Genomic DNA, 20,409 nt, shown 5'->3' with positions numbered 1-20,409 from the left:
TGGTGGGGCGGATCCGTCAGGCCGACGTCGACGAGGTGAAGGCCCGCACGAACATCGCCGACATCATCGGCGAACGCGTCGCCCTCAAGTCCGCCGGTGTCGGCTCGCTGAAGGGCCTGTGTCCCTTCCACGACGAGCGCAGCCCGAGCTTCAACGTGCGCCCGCAAGCCGGCTTCTACCACTGCTTCGGCTGCGGCGAGTCCGGTGACGTGTACTCGTTCCTGCGCGCGATGGACCACGTGACCTTCACGGAGGCGGTCGAGCGCCTCGCCGGCCGCATCGGCTACTCCCTGCACTACGAGGACGGCGGCGCCGCCCCCGAGCACACCGGCCGTGCGCGCCTGTACGCCGCGAACGCCGCGGCGGCGGAGTTCTTCCGCGCGCAGCTGTCAACGGCCGAGGCCGACATCGCGCGGCGCTTCCTCGGGCAGCGAGGGTTCGACGCCGGCGCTGCGGGACACTTCGGCGTGGGCTACGCGCCCAAGGGGTGGTCGGGGATGCACGCGGCGCTGCGCGCTCAGGGCTACAGCGACGAGGAGCTCTCGTCGGCGGGACTCGTGTCGCAGGGCCAGCGCGGCGTGTACGACCGGTTCCGCGGCCGTGTGGTGTGGCCCATCCGCGACGTCACCGGTCAGGTGATCGGGTTCGGCGCACGCCGGCTCTACGACGACGACAACGGCCCCAAGTACCTCAACACGCCCGAGACGACCATCTACAAGAAGGCGCAGGTGCTCTACGGACTCGATCTCGCCAAGCGCGAGGTCTCCCGCCAGCATCGTGTCGTCGTCGTCGAGGGCTACACGGACGTGATGGCCTGCCACCTCGCCGGGATCACGACCGCGATCGCCACGTGCGGCACCGCCTTCGGCTCCGACCACATCACGGTGCTCCGTCGCGTGATGGGCGACGACTCCACCGCCGGCGAGGTCGTCTTCACCTTCGATCCGGATGCCGCGGGGCAGAAGGCGGCGCTCCGCGCCTTCGCCGACGCCAAGCGGTTCAACGCGCAGACGTACGTCGCCACCGGTCCCGAGGGGCTCGACCCGTGCGACCTGCGCCTCGCCCGGGGCGACGGCGCGGTGCGCGCGCTGCTCGAGACCAAGGTGCCCATGGTCGAGTTCGTGATCGATCAGCGCATCTCGGGCTTCGATCTGGCCAGCGTCGAGGGTCGTGTCGGCGCGCTGCGCTCGGCCGCACCGGTCGTCGCCGAGCTGCGAGATCCCCTCCTGCAGCCGGAGTACGTTCGCGTGCTCGCGCGTCGGCTCGGCATGGACACCGAGGACGTGCGCCGCGAGGTCGAACGCGCAGGCCGTGGTGGCGGAAGCAGGCGTGATCCCTCGCCCGGTACATCGCCGACGGAGCCCGCCGACGAGGGCGCGCTGAGGGTCACGCTGGCGACGCTTCCCCGCACCCCCGAGGTCGGGCTGGAGCGGGACGCGCTGATGGGCGTGCTGCAGTTCGGGCACCGCATGGATGCGACTCTCATCGAGCGGGCGCTCGAGCAGCCGTTCCGCAACTCCGCGCTCGACGCGGTGCGCGTCGCCATCCGCGAGGCTCCCGGGATGCAGCGGCCCGGCTGGTCTGCGGATGCCGTCGCCACCGTGCGTGAGCCGTATCGCTCGCTCGCCGCAGAGCTGCTCGCCGGCGACTTCCCGGCGTTGAATGATGAGGCGGCGGTGACGTCGGCAGGGGATCTCGCGCGTCGTCTCGTCCTCCGGCGCTTCGATCGGGAGAAGGCCGAACTGCTCGGCGCGATCCAGCGTGTGCCGGCGGCATCCGAAGAGGGACGCAGCATCCGCCTGCGCCTGCGCGAGCTCGACGCGCGGCGCCAGGCGCTCGTCGACGAAGCGTCCTGATCCACGCGTCCCGGCTGGCGTCGAGGTCCCTCCCAGGGCAGGATGAACAGATGGCTCGCCGAAGAGACGCGGATGTCGCGGTCGACTGCTCCGATCTTTCGATCGCCCGCCGCGGAGGCCGCGGAGGCGAGTCCCAGCGGGTCGTCGACGGCGTCTCGTTCCGGCTTCCCCACGGCGGCATCCTCGCCGTGATGGGCCCGACCGGCTCGGGCAAGTCCTCGCTCGCCGCGGTGCTGGCCGGCGCCGACGAGGCGGGGCTCGCCGTCGTGGGAGGAAGTGCGCTCGTCGAAGGGATCTCGGTGCGGCGCCCGGGCCGCGCGCATCGCCAGTTGACGTACTACGCCGGCTACCTCCCGCAATCGGCGGGCGCCCGGCTGCCCGCACGCCTCACCGTGGCCGACGTGATCGGCGAGCCGATCACCAGCCGCGACCGTCGCGTGAGCGCACGCGCCCTCGCGGTACGGGTGGCGTCTCTGCTGGACGAGCTGATGCTCCCGCTGGGTGCGGCCGCCAAGTACCCCTACGAACTCAGCGCCGGCATGCGGCAGCGCGTCGCACTCGCGCGCGCCCTCGTTCTGCAGCCGCGTGTGCTGATCGCCGACGAGCCCTTCGCCAACATGGACGTCGAGGTGCGCAAGGCCGCACGCGAGGCCGTGCTGCGGCGCCGCCGCGAGCTCGACATGGCGGCGCTCATCGTCACGAACGAGCGCGACGTCGTGAACGAGCTGGATGCGGACGTGCTCGTGCTCCGCGCCGGTCACGCGGTGGCGTACGGGCACGGCACCCAGGACCTGCTGTGGACCCCGAGCGGGGAGGCCGACAGGCGGCTCGTGAGCTGACGAAGGCCCTGCCGTGGTCGTGAGCACGGGCTGGGCTTTGCTAGTATGGTCTGGTTGCCCGCGCGAAAGTGCGGACCATTCCTCCATAGCTCAATTGGCAGAGCAATCGGCTGTTAACCGATAGGTTCTTGGTTCGAGTCCAAGTGGGGGAGCGAAGGCCTCGGGGCTCCACCCCCGAGGCTTTCTTCGTCTCCGGGATCAGATCGAGGGGTGCATATGGCGGGTCGCGCGAAGCCCTCGCCGCTGCTGGCGGTCGAAGGCGGCGTCCCCGCGCCGGCGCCGATCTACCGGGCTGTGCCGCTGCTGTGTGTGCTGGCCGTGTTCGCGGCGGCGGTCGTGTGGGTCGGCCTCGTGGTGCTCCTCGGCGGAGACCCGTGGATGTTCCCGTTCTCCGTCCCCGCTCCCTGGCTCTTCCTCGCATTGGTGCCCTCGATCGCAGCGATCCTGCTCGCGGTGCGCGGAGTTCTGGCGTGGTCGCTGGCCCTCGCGGTCGTCAGCTGCTGGCTGGTGCCGACGGGGGTCGCGACGGTGGCCGTCGTCGTGGTCGCGCTGTGGACGGCGCGCGGCATCCGACGTCAGTGGGCCGCCCACGACCTCGACGCGGTCATCGCCACCGCCGCGGCCCACGGCCTGCCGGTGCTGGTCGTCCAGCACGTCGCGGGCAAGGCCGGGGCACGCAAGGCCACCGACACCACGCAGGTGCAGGTCCGCGACGTCGACACCGGCGAGCTGACCACCGCGCGGGTGTGGGGGCCGCTGCAGACCGGCACCACCCTCGTGCGGCAGGGGATGAACGTCATCGCACAGGCCCCGCCCGGGGCCGACGCCGAGTTGCGTCGGTGGGTCGAGCGTCAGAACCGCCGCGACGACTGACACCCTGGCGGGCAGGAGCGCGGCACCCACCCACCAGGGTCGTCACGCTCAGAGCGTCGCCGCGAGCTCCTGCATCTCGGCGATCTCCGCCTTCTGATCCTCGACCACCTGTTCGGCGAGGGCCTTCACCTCGGGATCCTCGGCGGCGTCGAGCGCTGCCTCTGCCATCTCGACCGCGCCCTGGTGGTGCACCACCATCTGCTCCAGGAACAGCCGGCCCGCCGTCGCGCCGTCCGCTTCGCGCAGAGCGCTCATATCGGCCTCGCTCATCATGCCGTCGCCGTGATCCATGCCGCCGGAGCCCGCCCCGACGCCCCAGTCCTCGAGCCAGCCCTCCATGAGCTCGATCTCCGGGCCCTGCGCGGCCTTGATGCGCTCGGCGATCGCCATGACCCGAGGATCGACCCCTTCCTTGGCGAGGAGGATGTCGGCCATCTCGATCGCCTGCTCGTGATGCGGGATCATCATCGTTACGAACATCTGGTCGGACATCGCGACGTCGGCGGCTGACGCGGACGACTCGCCTGAGCCATGGTGCATGCCGGGCATGTCGCCGGTTCCAGCCGCGCCGCCGCAGCCGGCCAGGGCGAGTGCCAGGGCGAGGGGTGCGGGCATCAGGAGGACGCGCGTATACGTGGTCATCTGTCTCTCTTCTCGATCTCTGCGGTCGTCAGAACCCCGGCCTCTGGGGAGGCGCGGGCGGTGGCCCGGCAGCACCGGGCACCGACGGCTCACGTCCGGCTGATCGAAAGCAGATGGAGGGAGGGTGGATGCTGCGGCGCACTGCTGCCGTCGGCATCGGTTTGCCGCACGGCCGGCCACGGGCCGCGCCGCGACAGCACGCGCGACCGCCCCGGCGGCATGAGCAGCAGCGCGGTGAGGAACAGCGCCAGGACGCAGATCACCGACCAGATGCTCTCGTCCTGATCGTGGGAGGACTCCTGACTCGCCGGATCTGCGCACACGCTCGCGCAAGGCAGCTGGTCGAGCGCAGGGTTCGCGGCAGAGAGCAAGGAAGCGCTCGGCGCGGCTGCGGCGCCGTGATGCGGCTGTGACGTCGCGCTCACCGACGACACGACGAATTCCGCCACGTCCGCTCGTGCGTGGGCGGCGTGGGAGGAGGGCGCCATGAGCACGTGCATGCCGAGCAGGCCGGCTATGAGGGCGACGGCAGCGATCACGCGGGGGAGCAGCGGAGCGTGCGGCGAGAATTCCGAAAGTCGCAGCAGCGCCATCCGTCCCTCCTCGCGTCCGCAGGCAGCACGAGGCATGAGTCCTCGCGTCGCATCCAGGATATACCGGGCGGGGGTATGGGTCGACTGGAGTTCAGGCGTCGATGTCGTCCACGCCGGGAGTCCAGGCGCTGCCGGGCCGGCCCCACCCGCGCTTGCGCGCGATCTTCTGCACGGTCTTCCAGTCGCCGTCGTCGAGACGGTCGACGTAGAGGATTCCGTCCAGGTGGTCGAACTCGTGCTGCATGATGCGCGCCCGCCATCCGTCGACGCGAATCTCCACAGGCGCGCCGTCGAGATCGGTGCCGGTCACGAGCACTTCGTCCGAACGACGCAGCGGGAACCGCTCACCGGGGAACGAGAGGCAGCCTTCGGCCTCGTCATCCGGATCGGGCGCGCCCGGCTCGAGCGGTCGCATCCACAGCTCGGGGTTGATCACCACCCCGCGCCAGGGACCGCCGTCGTCGTCGGCGTAGTTGTACGTGTAGATGCGCAGCGGCACGCCGACCTGAGGGGCGGCGAGCCCGACGCCGGGCGCGGCATCCATCGTCTCGAACATGTCGGCGGCCAGCGTGCGGATCTCGTCCGTGATCTCTTCGACGGGGGATGCGGGGGAGTGCAGGACGGGATCGCCCATGATGCGAATCGGGAGAACAGCCACGCCTTGAGCCTATCGACCGGCGCCTGCGGCTAGTGTCGATACGTGGTCTGGACTGCGGTGGAACTCGAGGATGTCGGCGATCAGCTCGTCGGCGCGTTCCAGAATCCCGGCATCCTGATCGGCATCCCGCTCGCCCTGCTGGGCGCGGTGTTCATGTCGTTCGGCGCCCAGTACCAGCACCGTGGCGTGACGAAGGTCGAGAGCCTCAGCGGCGGACACTCCAGCGAGGGGCTCGGGCCGAGTCATATGCTCAAGCTGCTCGCGCGCCCCTCGTGGGTGATCGGCACCTTGATGCTGGGCCTGGCGATCGTCTGCCAGCTCTCTGCCCTCTTCTTCGCACCGCTCATCGTGGTGCAGCCGCTCGGTGCGGTGGCCCTCGTCATCACGACCCTCCTCAACGCGCAGATCAGCGGGCACAAGCCCACGAAGCGCTCCCTCATCGCGATCGGCGCATGCGTCGGCGGCATCTTCATCTTCGTCACCATCGCGGCGCTGTTCGCCACCGAGAAGCCGGTGTCGAACGCACAGCTGATCACGATCCTGGTGCTGCTGGTCGTCGTCACGCTGGTGTTCGCGGGGCTCTGGATCTGGCTGCGCAAGCGGATGGGCGCTCTCTTCTACATCACCGCGGCCGGCGTCATCTACGGCTTCGTGGCGACGCTGGCGAAGGTGGTCATCGAGCGCATCAAAGACAACAACTTCGACTGGCTGACGTTCGCGTGCCTGGCCGCCCTGATCATCGGCGCCATCATCGGGGCCTACTTCGTGCAGAGCGCGTACGCCTCGGGCCCGCCTGACCTGGTCGTCGCCGGCCTCACGGTCATCGACCCCATCGTGGCCATCATCATCGGTCTGACGGTGCTGCAGGAGGTCGCCGGCGCTCCGCTCTGGGTCTACATCTCGTTCGCCGTGGTGGGCGCGATCGCGGTGTGGGGTGTGTTCCAGCTCGCACGCCACCATCCACAGGTGCTCAGTGAGAGCCAAGGGCTGCCGATCCAGCGCGGAAGCAGCAGTCCCTCGATGGATGCCGCGCACCCGCGCACCGGCTCGATCAAGGTCACCGAGGCCGTTGCGAAGGTGTGGCCCGAGCCGCCGGTCAAGGACCGCCTCGACGACCCCGAGCACCACTGACGCGCGCGCGTCGAGACTGACGGACCGGTAGGCTCGTCTGCGCACTCCGTGCCTGGGGCGGTGGCCAAGCTGGTCAAGGCAGCGGGCTCATAACCCGACGATCGTGGGTTCAAGTCCCACCCGCCCTACGAATGGAAGACCGCCGCTGCCCAAGGGCTGCGGCGGTCTTCCGCTGTTTCGAGCCCGTGTCCTCCAGAACGTCCTTGCAGGTGGGCCCACGCCGCCGGAGGGGCGGACAGGCGCACTTCCCCGAGTGGAAGGCCGCGCACCGAGGGCAATTCGTTCGCACCCCTTACTTTCGGGGGGAGGGATCTGTTGGCGCACCGGTCGTTGCGTGTAGCGTCAGCGACAGCAACTGTCCCTTGCGCCTGGGAGGCGAACAATGAAGTTCCTACAGCGGCTCGGTAGATCGATCATGCTCCCGGTGGCGGTGCTGCCGGTGGCCGCGATCCTTTCGGGCCTCGGATTCTGGATCAGCAATGGCGGCCAGAGCCCCAACATCGTGTCGGCGTTCCTCGGCGCTGCCGGTGGATCCCTGCTCGACAACATGGCGCTGCTGTTCGCCGTCGGCATCGCGCTGGGCATGGCCCAGAAATCCGACGGCACCTCGGCGTTGGCGGGACTCGTGTCCTGGCTCGTGGTGACGACGCTCCTCAAGCCGGAAACGGTGGCGCTCTACACCGGCGTGGCCGACGTCAACGAGGTCGACGCCTCGTTCCTGAGGGTGCAGAACGTCTTCATCGGCATCATCTGCGGCCTGATCGGCGCGTTCTGCTACAACCGCTTCAAAGACACCAGGCTGCCGGACGCGCTGTCGTTCTTCTCGGGCAAGCGCTCGGTCGCGATCGTCACGGCGGGCATCTCGCTCGTCGTCGCCATCGTGCTGTACTTCGTCTGGCCCTGGGTCTACGGCGGACTCGTCACCTTCGGCGAGTGGATCGTCACGCTCGGCCCGTTCGGCACCGGCATCTACGGCTTCCTGAACCGGTTGCTGATACCTGTGGGCTTGCATCACGCGCTGAACTCGGTGTTCTGGTTCGACGTCGCCGGCATCAACGACCTCAACAACTTCCTCTCCGGCGAAGGCACCTACGGGGTCACCGGCCAGTACATGACCGGGTTCTTCCCGATCATGATGTTCGGCCTGCCCGGTGCGGCCCTCGCGATGTACCTGACGGCCAGGACCACGCGCAAGAAGCTTGCCTACGGCATCCTGCTCGCCGGCGCCATCTCGTCGTTCTTCGTCGGTGTGACGGAGCCGCTCGAGTTCGCCTTCATGTTCCTGGCCCCGGTCCTGTACGTCACGCACGCGCTGTTCACCGGCATCTCGATGGCGATCAGCCAGATACTGCCGGTGCGCATGGGCTTCGGGTTCTCGGCGGGGTTCGTCGACCTCGTGCTCAACTGGATGAACCCGATGGCGCAGAACCCCTGGCTCATCCCGGTGATGGGCGTGTTCTGGTTCTTCATCTACTTCGGGGTGTTCTACTTCTTCATCAAGCGGTTCAACCTGAAGACCCCCGGGCGCGAGGACGACGACATCCTCGGTGAGGGCACCGAGTACGACACGCACGCGGCCGACGACAAGTACCTCGTCACCGGCAGCCGCTTCATCGATGCACTCGGAGGAAAAGCGAACATCCTCGAACTCGAGAACTGCGCCACGCGATTGCGGATGGAGATCGACGATCCGAGCAAGGTCGACGAAACCGCTCTCAAGCGCGCGGGGGCGGCGGGCACGATGAAGCCCGGCGGCAAATCGGTGCAGGTCGTCTACGGAACGAACGTGCAGTTCGTGAAGGACGCGATGGAGCAGATCATCGCGGGAGAGGTCGCCGTGCCGGCCGGCGCGGCGCCGGAACCATCCATCGCTCCCGCCGCGGGCTCCACCGCGGTGCTCACCGACACCCCGGCCACCACGACCGTGCGGCTGCGTCAGCCGCTCGAGGGACAGGTGGTGCCGTTGTCAGCGGTACCCGATCCGACCTTCGCGCAGGGCATCATGGGGCCGGGCGTGGCGATCGAGCCGACCGGCGACACGGTGGTCGCTCCCGCCGACGGCACCATCGGGGCGACGTTCGACACCAGCCACGCCGTGGCGCTCGTGCTGGGCGACGGTACGGAGCTGCTGATCCACGTCGGCATCGACACCGTGGGCATGAAGGGTGACGGCTTCCAGACGCTGGTCGAGAAGGGCCAGAAGGTCACGGCCGGCACGCCGCTGCTCCGCTTCGACCTGGCGAAGATCCAGGCGGCGGGTCATCCGTCGATCACTCCGGTGATCGTGCTGAACAACGAGAACGCGTCGATCGCCTTCGACTGACGGTCGCGCGACCGACGATGAGGGGGACGGATGCCTCTGAGCGAGGCATCCGTCCCCCTTACATCGCGTTGCCGATGTACGAGTACTTGACGAACACCTCGGGTGCGAGCCCGGCCTCCTCCAAGACGCCCTGCACGGCGCTCAGCATGTAGCTGGAGTCCCAGCCCATGTAGAGGGAGTGCTCATCGTCGAGCCGATCCCACTGACCGTTCCACGACTGCGCCGTGTACACCGGGCCACCCCGCCGCGCGCTGTATGCGACGACGGCTTCACGGGCATCGGCCCACAGGCGCTTGAAGACGCGGTTGAAGAGGTACTTGACGTCGGGAACCTCCCAGTGCTCGCCGCAGTACTCCACGTACGACCACTCACGGTGCCATCCCGGCGGCCAGCCGCGCCGGCGTACCGCGTCCAGGATGGGGGTCAGACCGTCGTCGTCGATCGCCGGCCCGCCGGGGCGCTTCCACACCGCGACGAAGCGTTCGGTCAGCTGCGTCGACCGCTGGGAGATCGCCGCCGTTCCCCAGGCGGGCAGCTCGGCCAGCGCGGCCGTGGTCGGGACCGAGCTGCGGGCGTAGAGTGCCTGCTTCTCGGGGAAGGAGCGGTCGAAGGCGCGCACCGCGAGGTCCTCCTCGAGAACGGTGAGGTTGCCGATCGTGTTCGCGAGGGCGCGATGGCTGTTCTGCTCGTCCTCGCTGTACGACGCCCAGGCGCGCACGCCGTCGCCCGTCCACCCATCGCCGGGCGCGAGCGGGAAGATGTGCTCGACATCGAGGCCACCGGCTCCGTCGACCCCGGCGAGACGGCCCAGCACATACGACGCGTGGGGCAGCTCGGAGTACTTCAGCGCCACCGCGACACGTTCGTCCGAGGGGGTGATGCGGGAGATCGCCGACACCAGCGCGTCCCTGCCCTGTTCGCGCGCGCGGCACAGCCGCGCGACCAGTCGCTCGACGCCCGTGCCGACGATCGAGCGACGCACGAGCAGCGACTGCACCATCTCGAGTGTCTCGATGAGCTCGTCGCGGGCGACGGCGCCCAGTTCGAAGTCGCGGTACACGCGCATGACGAGCGGATACATCCCCGTGCCGAATGTGCTGAGGTACGACAGCTGGCGCCCGACTTCTGCATCCCCAGCCTCCCTCGGGTGCAGCAGCACGCGATACACGCGGGACAGCTCGCGCCATTCGCCGGCGTGACGCACCAGGTCGGCGAACTCCAGCCGGGGGAACTCGTGCCGGAACGCTTCGTACACGCCCCGCCCGCCGACGACCGTCACCTCGCGGCCGGTGGTCATGACGAGGTACTGCCGCCAGAACTCGGCGATCGCGTCGCCGGTGTTGTGCTCGATGGCCTGCCAGTACTCGGCTTCGATCTCGCGCTGCTCGGCATGATTGAGGCCCATCAGCACGTAGTTGTGGATCAGCTCGTGGTCGCGCAGCGGCTCGCCGGTGGAGTTGAGGCTCTCGAAGATCTGCTGCGCATTGGCGCCCGCGCCGAGCGTGATAGCCACGTGCTCGAGCTTCTGCAGGCCGCGCCAGATTCGGGGTGCCTCATCGAGGCTGATCTGACTGCGGAAGAACGCGTAGTTGTCGTCGAACCGCGAGTCGCGCTGCTCATCGGGCGGCAGCGGCAGGTCGAGCACCACTCGCTCGAAGACGGACGCCCAGGCCCGATGCGGGCGCAGCTTGGTGCGCCTCGCGTCGTGAGAGTGCACCAGCACCCGCTGGAGCTGGTCGGCGAGGGCGGGATCGGCCTCACGAACGGTGTGATGCAGGGCCGCGACCAGCAGCATGAGGGTCGTCGTACGCTGCTGGCCGTCGATCAGCACGAGCTCGGCTTCCTCGCCCGCGCCGCTCGCCGACGAGAGGATCGAGCCGATGAAGTGCATGTGGCGATCGTCGAGGTCGGCCACCGCGCGGATGTCCGAGAGCAGCTGCTCGCATCCGCCGATGTCCCACCGGTACTGCCGCTGGTACACCGGAACGACGATCGTCCAGTCCGCGGCCGAGAGCCATCCGATGGTGTTGACCGCAGTGGCGTCGACATTCGTGGCAGTGACCATGGCCCGTCCAGTCTAAAGGCGGCTCACGCCTCCGACCCTGCGTCGCCGGCGTCCGCCGGTTATTCACGGCGCGGTCCACGGGCCGCTTCGAGGGCCCGATGTAGGCTTGCCTAAGTTGAGCCTGTTAAAACGTGCTGGCTCACTGACCGAAAGGCATGATTCGTCATGGGTTACATCAAGTCTGCCGCTCTCGATGAGACCGGCTTCGTGGTCCTCGACTCCTACGATCGAGAACTCGACCCGAAGGAATGGCTCTCCATCGAATACGTCGACTGGAAGTCGTCGGGTGACACCCGGTTCGCGCCGCTCGCGTCCGCCAAGGGCGAGATCGAGTGCAACGGCTTCTGGAACCACACACCCCCGCGGACTGACAAGGACGGCGTCTGGATCCCCTCCCAGGTCGAGAAGGCGCCCGAGATGACGCGCCGCGCGCAGGAGCCCGGCGCCAACGTCGGGCGCTGCCGCGTCATCGAGCTGCAGCCGAACACCTACGCCGACGCGCTGTACAACCTGCACCAGGACGACAACAACCGCCTCAACCCGGACGGCACCGGCTGGGTCGTGCGTGGCTTCTTCAACCTCACCGACGACAAGAACAGCTACTTCGTGCTGCGTGAGAACCGCACCGACCCGAGCATCGAGTACCGCGTCGCCCTGCCCGCCGGCGCTCAGCTCATCGTCGACACGCAGCGCCTGTGGCACGCCGTGCACCACACCGGTGACGAGCCGCGCTACTGCCTCATCACGTCGTGGGAGTCCGGCCCCGAGCTCGACGCCTACATCGAGAAGTACCACGGCAAGCCGACGACCGAGTACGTCGACGTGCCGCAGGACGTCCTCGACGCCGGCCAGGCCGAGCAGGCACGTCGCGATGCCGCTCGCGCCGCCTACTACGCGGCAAAGGGCAAGGTCGAGGTCCAGGCGATGAGCGAGGCCTGAGCCTTCGCATCTCCGACCCGGAGGGCGGGGAAATCACACTCTTGTGATTTCCCCGCCCTCTCGGCGATAATGGCGGCAGCACAACCGAACAGCATGTCATGAGCACCGTCACAGGTCGTAGGGGAAGACGCACCTGACGAACGGAGAGATCATGGCGACACACAAAGCGCGTGGGGTGATCTTCATCCACTCCGCGCCACGAGCGTTGTGCCCGCACCTCGAGTGGGCGGTCGGACGAGCCCTGGGTCGAGCGGTCAGCTTCGACTGGGCGGATCAGCCGGTTCTCACCGGCAGCCGCCGGGCGGAGTTCTACTGGGAGGGCGCGGCCGGCACCGGTTCCGCGCTGGCGACGGCGATCCGCGGCTGGGAGCACCTGCGCTTCGAGGTCACCGAGGATCCCACGCCCCGCAGCGACGGCGGCCGCTGGCTGCACACGCCGGGTCTCGGCATCCACTATGCGCAGACCGACACCGCCGGCAACGTCGTCATCGGCGAGGACCGCATCCGCTACGCCATGGAGATCGCCGGCGGTGACGCCTTCGAACTGCGTCGGGAACTCGACATCGCCCTCGGCGCCGCCTGGGACGAGGAGCTCGAGGCGTTCCGGCACGCGAGCGACGACGCCCCCGTCGTCTGGCTGCACAAGGTCGGCTGACCACCACAGACGCAGGCGGCGCGGGGCGCCACTACCGAGGCTCGGAGGCCATGAATCCCGGGCAGCGGGACCGCGAACCACCGCCTGGCACGACAGACGCCCCCGGTCGGCTTCACCGGGGGCGTCTTCGTTTGCGTCGGAGCGGTTGCGACCGCGTCTCAGATCGAGGCGAATGCCGCGACCGCGTTGTGGCCGCCGAAGCCGAACGAGTTGCTGATCGCGAGGTGCGGTCCGTCTCCGAGCGGCGCGGGAGTGCCCGAGATGCGGAACGGGACCTCGGGGTCCTGCGTCGTCAGGTTGATGGTCGGGGGAGCCACGCGCTCCTGCAATGCCAGCACGGTGAAGATCGCCTCGAGCGCGCCCGTGCCGCCGAGCAGGTGGCCGGTCGACGCCTTGGTGGCCGATACCGGGATCTCGTCGATGCGGTCGCCGAACACCGAGCGCAGCGCGGTGTACTCGTTCGGGTCGCCGACGGGCGTCGAGGTGGCGTGCGCGTTGATGTGCGTCACGTCGTCGGGCGAGGCATCCGCCATCTCCAGCGCGAGGCGTACGGCGCGCGACGCGCCAAGGCCCTCGGGGTCGTTCGCGGTGATGTGGTACGAGTCCGCGGTGACGCCGCCGCCTGCCGCGACGGCGTAGATCTTGGCACCGCGCGCCCGGGCGTGCTCTTCGGTCTCGAGGATCAGCACGGCCGCACCCTCGCCCATGACGAAGCCGTCACGGTCGACGCTGCAGGGCCGAGATGCGGTCGCGGGGTCGTCGTTGCGCCGGGAGAGCGCCTGCATCGACGAGAACGCGGCGATCGTGACCGGGTGGATGACCGACTCGGTGCCGCCCGCGATCACGACGTCGGCGTAGCCGGCGCGGATGTGCTCGATCGCGTTCACGATCGACTCGGTGCTCGACGCACACGCGCTCGCGACGGTGCGCGCATAAGCGCGGGCGTTGAAGTGGAGGGAGAGGTTTCCGGCTGCCGCGTTCGGCATGAGCATGGGGACCGTCATCGGCAGAACACGGCGCGGGCCCTTCTCGCGCAGCGTGTCCCACCCGTCGAGCAGCGTGTGCAGCCCCCCGATGCCGGTGGCGAAGTCGACGCCGAGTCGGTCGGGGTCGACCTCGGGGCTGCCGGCGTCTGCCCAGGCCTCCATTGCCGCGACGAGCGCGAACTGCGATGAAGGGTCGAGGCGCTTGGCGATGGGACGCTCGAGCACGGTGTCGGGTCGCACCTTGGCCTCGGCGGCGAACGTCACCGGCAGCTGGTACTTCTCGACCCAGTCGTGCTCCAGGGTGCGGGCGCCGGAGACGCCCTCCAGGAGCGCGGACCAGCTCTCGGGAGCCGTGCCGCCCAGCGGCGACGATGCGCCGATGCCGGTCACGACGATGCGGGAGTTGCTCATGTCGTTGTGAATCCTCGTGGATGCGCCGGTGGGGGCCGCGGCCCCCACCGGGGGGTTTACGCCTGGTTCGACGTGATGAAGGTGACGGCGTCGCCGACGGTCTTGAGGTTCTTGACCTCGTCGTCGGGGATGGTGACGCCGAACTTCTCCTCGGCGTTGACGACGATCGTCATCATCGAGATCGAGTCGATGTCGAGGTCGTCGGTGAACGACTTCTCGAGGGCGACCTCGTCGGCCGAGATGCCGGTCTCGTCGGTGATGAGCTCCGCGAGTCCGGCGAGGACCTCGTCGTTGGTGAATGCCATGGGGTTCTCCTGTTTTCTAGGGGTTTGCGGGGGGCCCGAACGGGCCGTCTCAGTCTAGGGTCGGGCTCCACCGGGTCAGGGGAGCACCACCACCTGCGCGCCGAACACGAGTCCGGCGCCGAAGCCGATCTGCAGCGCCAGGCCGCCGCTGAGCTCGGGGTGCTCCTCGAGCAGGCGGTGGGTGGCCAGCGGGATCGACGCCGCGGAGGTGTTGCCGGTGGTCTCGATGTCGCGACCGATCAGCACGGTGTCCGGCAGCTTCAGCTGCTTGGCGAACTCGTCGATGATGCGCATGTTGGCCTGGTGGGGCACGAAGGCGGCGAGGTCGGATGCCTCGACCCCCGCGGCCTCGAGCGCCTGGCGGGCGACCTTCACCATCTCCCAGACGGCCCAGCGGAAGACCGTGGGGCCTTCCTGGCGCAGCGTGGGCCAGGGCGCTGTGCCGTCGCGGAACTCGGTCAGCGTGTGGTTCATGCCCACCGCATCGGCCTTGGAGCCGTCCGAGCCCCACACCGTCGGGCCGATCCCGGGCGCGTCGCTCGGGCCGATCACCGCTGCGCCCGCGCCGTCGCCGAGGAGGAACGAGATGCTGCGGTCGGTCGGGTCGACGACGTCGCTGAGCTTCTCGGTGCCGATGACGACCGCGTAGTGCGCAGCGCCGGCGCGGATGAGTGCGTCCGCCTGCGCGACGCCGTAGGCGAAGCCGGCACATGCGGCGTTGAGGTCGTACGCGGCGGCGGGATTCGCCCCCACGCGGTCCGCCACGATCGCCGACACCGAGGGCGTCTGCTTGGGGTTGCTGATGGTGGCCACGATGACCGCATCCACCTGCGACGGGTCGACGCCCGAGCGCTCGATCGCCTCGCGGGCGGCATCCGTCGCCAGGTCGATGGCATCCGTCTCGGCCACCGCACGCGTGCGCGTGACGATGCCGGTGCGCTGGCGGATCCACTCGTCGCTCGAGTCGATCGGACCGATCAGGTCGTCGTTCGGCACGGCGATCTCGCCACGGGCGGCGCCGTACGCGTAGATGCGCGTGTGGGCGACACCGGTGGGCTGGACGAGGATGGGGGTCATTCGGATACTCCGGTCATGCGTCGACGGCCACCAGGGCGGTGGCGGCGTCCAGGTCAGCGGGCGTCTTGACGGCCACCGTCGGCACCCCGCGGAGCGCGCGCTTGGCGAGCCCGACGAGCGTTCCGGCGGGGGACAGCTCCACGATGCCCGACACACCGGCGTCGGCGAAGGACGACATGCAGAGATCCCAGCGCACCGGCGAAGCGACCTGATCGACGAGCAGGTCGACGAAGTCGCGGCCGGACTCCACTGCCGAGCCGTTGCGGTTGGTCCAGAGCAGGACGCCCGGATCGGATGCCGCGACCTCGGCTGCGGCGGCGCGGAGCGTCTCGACGGCCGGCGCCATGTACCGGGTGTGGAAGGCTCCCGCCACCTGGAGGGGAATGACCCGCGTGCCGGCGACCGGCTCGGCCGCGAGCGCCTGCAGACCGTCGAGCGCGCCGGCGACGACGAGCTGGCCGCCCCCGTTGTAGTTGGCCGGCGCGAGACCGAGTTCGTCGAGGCGTGCGATCACGGCCGCCTCGTCGCCGCCGATCACCGCGCTCATACCCGTCTCGGCGGCGGCTGCGGCCTCCGCCATCGCGCGGCCGCGGATGCCGACGAGCGTCAGCGCGGTCTGCTCGCTGAGCACGCCGGCCGCGGCGGCTGCGGCGAACTCGCCGACGGAGTGACCTGCGACGCCGGCGATGCGCTCACGCTCGGGGAGCGCGTTCCAGGAGAGCAGGCTCGCGGCGACGATGAGGGGCTGCGCCACCTGCGTGTCGCGGATACGGTCCGCATCCCACTCCGTGCCGGCAGCCACGAGGTCGACGCCCGACCACTCGGAGTACTGCGCGAGGCGATCGGCTGAGCCGTCCGCGTCGAGCCAGGGTGTCAGGAAGCCGGGGGACTGGGAGCCTTGCCCTGGGAAGACCGCGATTCTCACCGTTCCATCCTGTCAAGGATCCGGAGGGTGGTTCTGGCGACACCGTCACAAGAATGACGGGTGCCTTTGTGCAAGGTCCACACGTTGGGCCGTCGGCGACGTCAGACGGCGCCGCGCCGAGGCGCCGGCGGACGTCGGCGGGCGGCATCCGTCCCGATGGAGCCGAGGATGAGCGCCGTCTGCAGGATCAGCGCCTCGCGGGGTCCCGTGGCATCCCAGCCGATGACCTCGGACACGCGCTTGAGCCGGTAGCGGACGGTGTTGGGGTGCACGAACAGCTCGCGGGCGGTCGCCTCGAGCGAGCGCCCGTTGTCGAGGTAGGCCCACAGCGTCGTGACGAGGTCGGCGCTGTGCGCCTGCAGCGGCCGGTAGATGCGATCCACGAGGGTGATCTTCGCGAGGGGGTCGCCCGCGAGGGCGCGCTCCGGGAGCAGGTCATCGGCCTCGACCGGGCGCGGGGCGTGGCGCCACGCCCGCGCGACCGCGAAGCCGGCCAGCGCCGCCCGGGCACTCTGGCTCGCGTCCACGAGTGCGGGCACCGTGGGACCGAGCACGAGGTAGCCGGCACCGAAACCGGGTTCGAGCCGCCGCGCGATCTCCGCGAAGGGCAGGTCGATCACGGCTTCGTCGGCGATCGCCGATAGATCGGCGCGGCCCACGACCAGCACGAGGCGTGAGCCCTGCACCCCGATCAGCACGTCGACGCCGAGCTTGCGCGCGGTGCGGCGCAGCTGGTCGACGTCGAACTGCGGGGGAGTGGTGCCCACCAGCACGGCGACCTCGCCGTGACCGTGCCAGCCGAGCGCAGCGATGCGGCTGGGCAGCTCCTCGTCGGCCTCTCCGGTCAGGATGGAGTCGACGACCAGCGCCTCGAGCCGCGCATCCCAGAGCCCGCGGGCCTCCGCCGCGCGGGCGTAGACGTCCGCCGCGGCGAAGGCGACCTCGCGCGAGTACAGCAGGATCGCTTCGCGCAGATGCTCGCCCTTGCCGGCGACCCGCTCCTCGGTCACCTCGACCGTCACACGGATCAGCTGCAGCGTCTGCGTCAGACTCACGCTCCGCAGCAGCTCGCGCGGAGCAGCGGCGAAGATGTCGGCGGCGATCCAGGGCGTCGACTCGGGATCGTCGTACCACTGGATGAACGAGGTGATGCCGGCCTGTGCCACCAGCCCGACCGCGGAGCGGCGGGCCGGTGGCATCTCGGCGTACCAGGGCAGCGTGTCATCGAGACGCTTGATCGTGACGGTGGCGAGGTCGCCCGAGATGCGCCGCAGCCAGGCGAGCGTCTCGGTCTTGTCCATCACCTCGGTGGGCCTGCCCATCGGCGGGTCAGCTCTCGCCGCCCGCGTTTCCGCTCGTTCCGGCCGTCACGTCGTGCAGACGGTACTTCTCGATCGCCTGGGCGGCGAGGCCGCGGTCGACCACGCCCTCTTCGGCCAGCGACTGCAGCGTGCGGACGACGACCGACGGACCGTCGATCTTGAAGAAGCGACGAGCGGCGGCTCGCGTGTCCGAGAACCCGAAGCCGTCGGCGCCGAGGGTCGCGAACCGGTTCGGCACCCACGGACGGATCTGATCCTGCACCGCGTGCATGAAGTCGCTCACCGCGACGACCGGGCCGGCGGCATCCTTCAGCTTGTCGGTGAGGTACGCGGTGCGGGGCTCTTCCTCCGGGTGGAGGAAGTTGTGCTCATCCGCTGCCAGACCGTCGCGGCGCAGCTCGCTCCACGAGGTCACCGACCAGACATCCGCCTGCACGCCCCAGTCCTCGCGCAGCAGCTGCTGCGCTTCGAGCGCCCACGGCACACCGACACCCGAGGCCAGGATCTGGGCCTTCGGGCCCTCACCCTCAGCGGTCGAGATGCGGTGGATGCCGCGCACGATGCCGTCGACGTCCACCCCTTCCGGCTCCGCCGGCTGCACCAGCGGCTCGTTGTACACCGTGAGGTAGTACATGACGTTGGGGTCGGGGTGGTTGCCGCCGTACATCCGCTCGATGCCCGAGCGGACGATGTGCGCGATCTCGTAGCCGTAGGCCGGGTCGTACGACAGCGTCGCCGGGTTGGTGGAGGCCAGCAGCGGCGAGTGGCCGTCGGCGTGCTGCAGTCCCTCACCGGTGAGCGTGGTGCGTCCCGCCGTCGCGCCGATGATGAAGCCGCGCGCCATCTGGTCGCCCGCCGCCCACTGGGCGTCCCCGGTGCGCTGGAACCCGAACATCGAGTAGAAGACGTACACCGGGATCAGCGGCTCGCCGTGCGTGGCGTACGAGGTGCCTGCGGCGGTGAACGCCGCCACGGCGCCGGCCTCGTTGATGCCGACGTGGATGATCTGGCCCTGCGGGCTCTCCTTGTACGCCAGCAGCAGCTCGCGGTCGACGGAGGTGTAGTTCTGGCCGTGCGGGTTATAGATCTTCGCCGTGGGGAAGTACGCGTCCATACCGAACGTGCGCGCCTCGTCGGGAATGATCGGCACGATGCGGTGGCCGAAGTCCTTCGCCCGGAGCAGGTCCTTGAGCAGTCGGACGAACGCCATCGTGGTGGCGATCTCCTGGGTGCCCGAGCCCTTCTTCGGGAGCGCGTACGCGTCGTCGCCCGGCAGCTGCAGGCCGACGTGGTGCGTGCGGCGCTCCGGCAGGAACCCGCCGAGCGCACGGCGGCGATCCAGCATGTACTGGATCGTCTCGTCGTTGCTGCCGGGGTTGTAGTACGGGGGCAGGTACGGGTTCTCGTCCAGCTGCGCGTCCGAGACCGGGATGCGCATGGAGTCGCGGAAGTACTTGAGGTCCTGGAGCGTCATCTTCTTCATCTGGTGGGTCGCGTTGCGACCCTCGAAGTGATGCCCGAGCCCGTAGCCCTTGATCGTCTTCGCGAGGATGACGGTGGGCTGGCCCTTGTGCTCGGTGGCCGCCTTGTAGGCGCCGTAGACCTTGCGGTAGTCGAGGCCGCCCCGGCGCAGCTTGCCCCAGATGTCGTCGTCCGACCAGTCCTTCACGAGGGCCGCGGTGCGCTCGTCGCGCCCGAAGAAGTGCTCGCGGATGAACGCGCCGTCCTCGGCGCGGTAGGTCTGGAAGTCGCCGTCGGGCGTCGTGTTCATGAGGTGCACGAGGGCGCCGTCGGTGTCCTTCGCGAGCAGCTCGTCCCAGCCGCTGCCCCACACGACCTTGATGACGTTCCAGCCGGCGCCGCGGAAGAAGCTCTCGAGCTCCTGGATGATCTTGCCGTTGCCGCGGACCGGGCCGTCGAGGCGCTGCAGGTTGCAGTTCACGACGAAGGTCAGGTTGTCCAGACCCTCGTTCGCCGCGACCTGGAGCTGACCGCGGCTCTCGACCTCGTCCATCTCGCCGTCGCCGAGGAACGCCCACACGCGGGAGTTCGAGACATCCTTGATCCCACGGTTGGTGAGGTACTTGTTCGACATCGCCTGGTAGATGGCGTTGATCGGACCGAGACCCATCGACACCGTCGGGAACTGCCAGTACTCCGGCATGAGCCGAGGGTGCGGGTAGGACGGCAGCGCGTTCGGCGCCTTCGACTTCTCCTGGCGGAAGCCGTCGAGCTGCTCCGACGTCAGGCGCCCCTCGAGGAACGAGCGGGCGTAGATGCCGGGGGAGGCGTGGCCCTGGATGAAGATCTGGTCGCCGCCGCTCGGGTCGTCCAGACCCCGGAAGAAGTGGTTGAAGCCCACTTCGTACAGCGAGGCCGACGAGGCGTACGTCGAGATGTGGCCGCCGACGCCGATGCCGGGGCGCTGCGCACGGTGCACCGTGACCGCGGCGTTCCAGCGGATCCAGCGGCGGTAGCGTCGCTCGAGCTCCTCGTCGCCCGGGAACTCGGGCTCGTTCTCGGGGGCGATCGTGTTGATGTAGTCCGTGGTCGGAACCTGCGGGACGTTCAGCTGCAGTTCGTGCGAGGTCTGCAGCAGGCTCAGCATGATCTCTCGGCCACGCCCATGGCCCTTCGCCTGCACGAGCTGCTGGAGGGACTCCTGCCACTCGGAGGTCTCATCGGGATCGCTGTCGAGGGGTTCCTGCGAGTACGGATCCTGATCGTTGACAGTCACAGAAGACCTTTCGTCGTCTGGCAGATCATGCCAGGGAATCGCTACCGGAGCGCCGCGGGCTTTGTCAGCCCT

At 69.2% G+C, this 20,409-nt stretch carries 17 protein-coding genes and 2 tRNA genes; 9 read left to right on the top strand and 10 right to left on the bottom strand.

Annotation, left to right across the window (positions count from 1 at the left end):
* Nucleotides 1–2: 2 nt before the first annotated feature.
* The 4 genes from dnaG to ABG085_RS09625 all read left to right on the top strand — a co-directional run bounded on the left by dnaG (nucleotide 3) and on the right by ABG085_RS09625 (nucleotide 3,568).
* Nucleotides 3–1,856: a DNA primase gene (dnaG, locus tag ABG085_RS09640; protein WP_347979162.1), complete on the top strand. Its 1,854-nt coding sequence runs from the start codon at nucleotides 3–5 to the stop codon at nucleotides 1,854–1,856.
* A 50-nt stretch (nucleotides 1,857–1,906) separates the two neighbouring features.
* Nucleotides 1,907–2,695 (top strand): ATP-binding cassette domain-containing protein, encoded by a 789-nt coding sequence (locus ABG085_RS09635; protein ID WP_347975533.1) that lies wholly within the window; start codon nucleotides 1,907–1,909, stop codon nucleotides 2,693–2,695.
* 79 nt (nucleotides 2,696–2,774) lie between these two features.
* Nucleotides 2,775–2,847 (top strand) — tRNA-Asn (locus ABG085_RS09630).
* Nucleotides 2,848–2,911: 64 nt separating this feature from the next.
* Complete coding sequence (locus ABG085_RS09625; protein ID WP_347975532.1) at nucleotides 2,912–3,568, top strand: hypothetical protein; 657 nt, start codon at nucleotides 2,912–2,914, stop codon at nucleotides 3,566–3,568.
* Nucleotides 3,569–3,616: 48 nt separating this feature from the next.
* Here ABG085_RS09625 and ABG085_RS09620 read toward each other — a convergent pair whose 3' ends face one another.
* From ABG085_RS09620 to def, 3 genes are all read right to left on the bottom strand, one after another.
* Entirely contained in the window at nucleotides 3,617–4,210 is a 594-nt protein-coding gene (locus ABG085_RS09620; protein ID WP_347975531.1) for a DUF305 domain-containing protein, read from the bottom strand.
* Between the two features lie 89 nt (nucleotides 4,211–4,299).
* On the bottom strand, nucleotides 4,300–4,803 hold the full coding sequence (locus tag ABG085_RS09615; protein ID WP_347975530.1) for a hypothetical protein: 504 nt from the start codon (nucleotides 4,801–4,803) through the stop codon (nucleotides 4,300–4,302).
* A 91-nt stretch (nucleotides 4,804–4,894) separates the two neighbouring features.
* Nucleotides 4,895–5,461 (bottom strand): peptide deformylase, encoded by a 567-nt coding sequence (gene def, locus ABG085_RS09610; RefSeq protein WP_347975529.1) that lies wholly within the window; start codon nucleotides 5,459–5,461, stop codon nucleotides 4,895–4,897.
* Between the two features lie 42 nt (nucleotides 5,462–5,503).
* On the opposite strand from def, the gene ABG085_RS09605 reads away from it, so the two are divergent.
* The 3 genes from ABG085_RS09605 to nagE all read left to right on the top strand — a co-directional run bounded on the left by ABG085_RS09605 (nucleotide 5,504) and on the right by nagE (nucleotide 8,915).
* A complete protein-coding gene (locus ABG085_RS09605) occupies nucleotides 5,504–6,592 on the top strand; it encodes a DMT family transporter (protein ID WP_347975528.1) in 1,089 nt (362 codons plus the stop codon).
* A 54-nt stretch (nucleotides 6,593–6,646) separates the two neighbouring features.
* Nucleotides 6,647–6,720 (top strand) — tRNA-Ile (locus ABG085_RS09600).
* 254 nt (nucleotides 6,721–6,974) lie between these two features.
* Nucleotides 6,975–8,915: an N-acetylglucosamine-specific PTS transporter subunit IIBC gene (nagE, locus tag ABG085_RS09595; RefSeq protein ID WP_347975527.1), complete on the top strand. Its 1,941-nt coding sequence runs from the start codon at nucleotides 6,975–6,977 to the stop codon at nucleotides 8,913–8,915.
* Nucleotides 8,916–8,973: 58 nt separating this feature from the next.
* On the opposite strand, the gene ABG085_RS09590 is transcribed toward nagE, so the two are convergent.
* Nucleotides 8,974–10,980, bottom strand: coding sequence for a DUF262 domain-containing protein (locus ABG085_RS09590; RefSeq protein ID WP_347979136.1), 2,007 nt, complete (start codon nucleotides 10,978–10,980; stop codon nucleotides 8,974–8,976).
* Between the two features lie 165 nt (nucleotides 10,981–11,145).
* Between ABG085_RS09590 and ABG085_RS09585 the strand changes: the two genes are divergently transcribed.
* Both ABG085_RS09585 and ABG085_RS09580 read left to right on the top strand, forming a co-directional pair.
* Entirely contained in the window at nucleotides 11,146–11,919 is a 774-nt protein-coding gene (locus ABG085_RS09585; RefSeq protein WP_347979135.1) for a hypothetical protein, read from the top strand.
* A gap of 151 nt (nucleotides 11,920–12,070) precedes the next feature.
* Nucleotides 12,071–12,574 (top strand): DUF3145 domain-containing protein, encoded by a 504-nt coding sequence (locus ABG085_RS09580; RefSeq protein ID WP_347979134.1) that lies wholly within the window; start codon nucleotides 12,071–12,073, stop codon nucleotides 12,572–12,574.
* A 158-nt stretch (nucleotides 12,575–12,732) separates the two neighbouring features.
* Here the strand turns inward: ABG085_RS09580 and ABG085_RS09575 are convergent, their stop codons facing one another.
* The 6 genes from ABG085_RS09575 to aceE all read right to left on the bottom strand — a co-directional run bounded on the left by ABG085_RS09575 (nucleotide 12,733) and on the right by aceE (nucleotide 20,337).
* Entirely contained in the window at nucleotides 12,733–13,971 is a 1,239-nt protein-coding gene (locus tag ABG085_RS09575) for a beta-ketoacyl-[acyl-carrier-protein] synthase family protein (protein ID WP_347979133.1), read from the bottom strand.
* Between the two features lie 56 nt (nucleotides 13,972–14,027).
* Nucleotides 14,028–14,276, bottom strand: a complete 249-nt coding sequence (locus ABG085_RS09570; RefSeq protein WP_013586517.1) for an acyl carrier protein — start codon at nucleotides 14,274–14,276, stop codon at nucleotides 14,028–14,030.
* A 75-nt stretch (nucleotides 14,277–14,351) separates the two neighbouring features.
* Nucleotides 14,352–15,353, bottom strand: coding sequence for a beta-ketoacyl-ACP synthase III (locus tag ABG085_RS09565; RefSeq protein ID WP_347979132.1), 1,002 nt, complete (start codon nucleotides 15,351–15,353; stop codon nucleotides 14,352–14,354).
* Nucleotides 15,354–15,366: 13 nt separating this feature from the next.
* On the bottom strand, nucleotides 15,367–16,278 hold the full coding sequence (locus ABG085_RS09560) for an ACP S-malonyltransferase (RefSeq protein WP_347979131.1): 912 nt from the start codon (nucleotides 16,276–16,278) through the stop codon (nucleotides 15,367–15,369).
* 101 nt (nucleotides 16,279–16,379) lie between these two features.
* Entirely contained in the window at nucleotides 16,380–17,579 is a 1,200-nt protein-coding gene (locus ABG085_RS09555) for a helix-turn-helix domain-containing protein (RefSeq protein ID WP_347979161.1), read from the bottom strand.
* Between the two features lie 28 nt (nucleotides 17,580–17,607).
* The gene (gene aceE / locus ABG085_RS09550) at nucleotides 17,608–20,337 is read right to left on the bottom strand and encodes a pyruvate dehydrogenase (acetyl-transferring), homodimeric type (RefSeq protein WP_347979130.1); all 2,730 of its coding nucleotides are present in this window, start codon (nucleotides 20,335–20,337) and stop codon (nucleotides 17,608–17,610) included.
* Nucleotides 20,338–20,409: the final 72 nt, after the last annotated feature.

It is taken from the genome of Microbacterium sp. ProA8 (genome assembly GCF_039905635.1).
In the GTDB taxonomy this organism is placed as follows: domain Bacteria; phylum Actinomycetota; class Actinomycetes; order Actinomycetales; family Microbacteriaceae; genus Microbacterium; species Microbacterium chionoecetis.
This window is presented reverse-complemented; position numbering and strand designations above follow the sequence as displayed.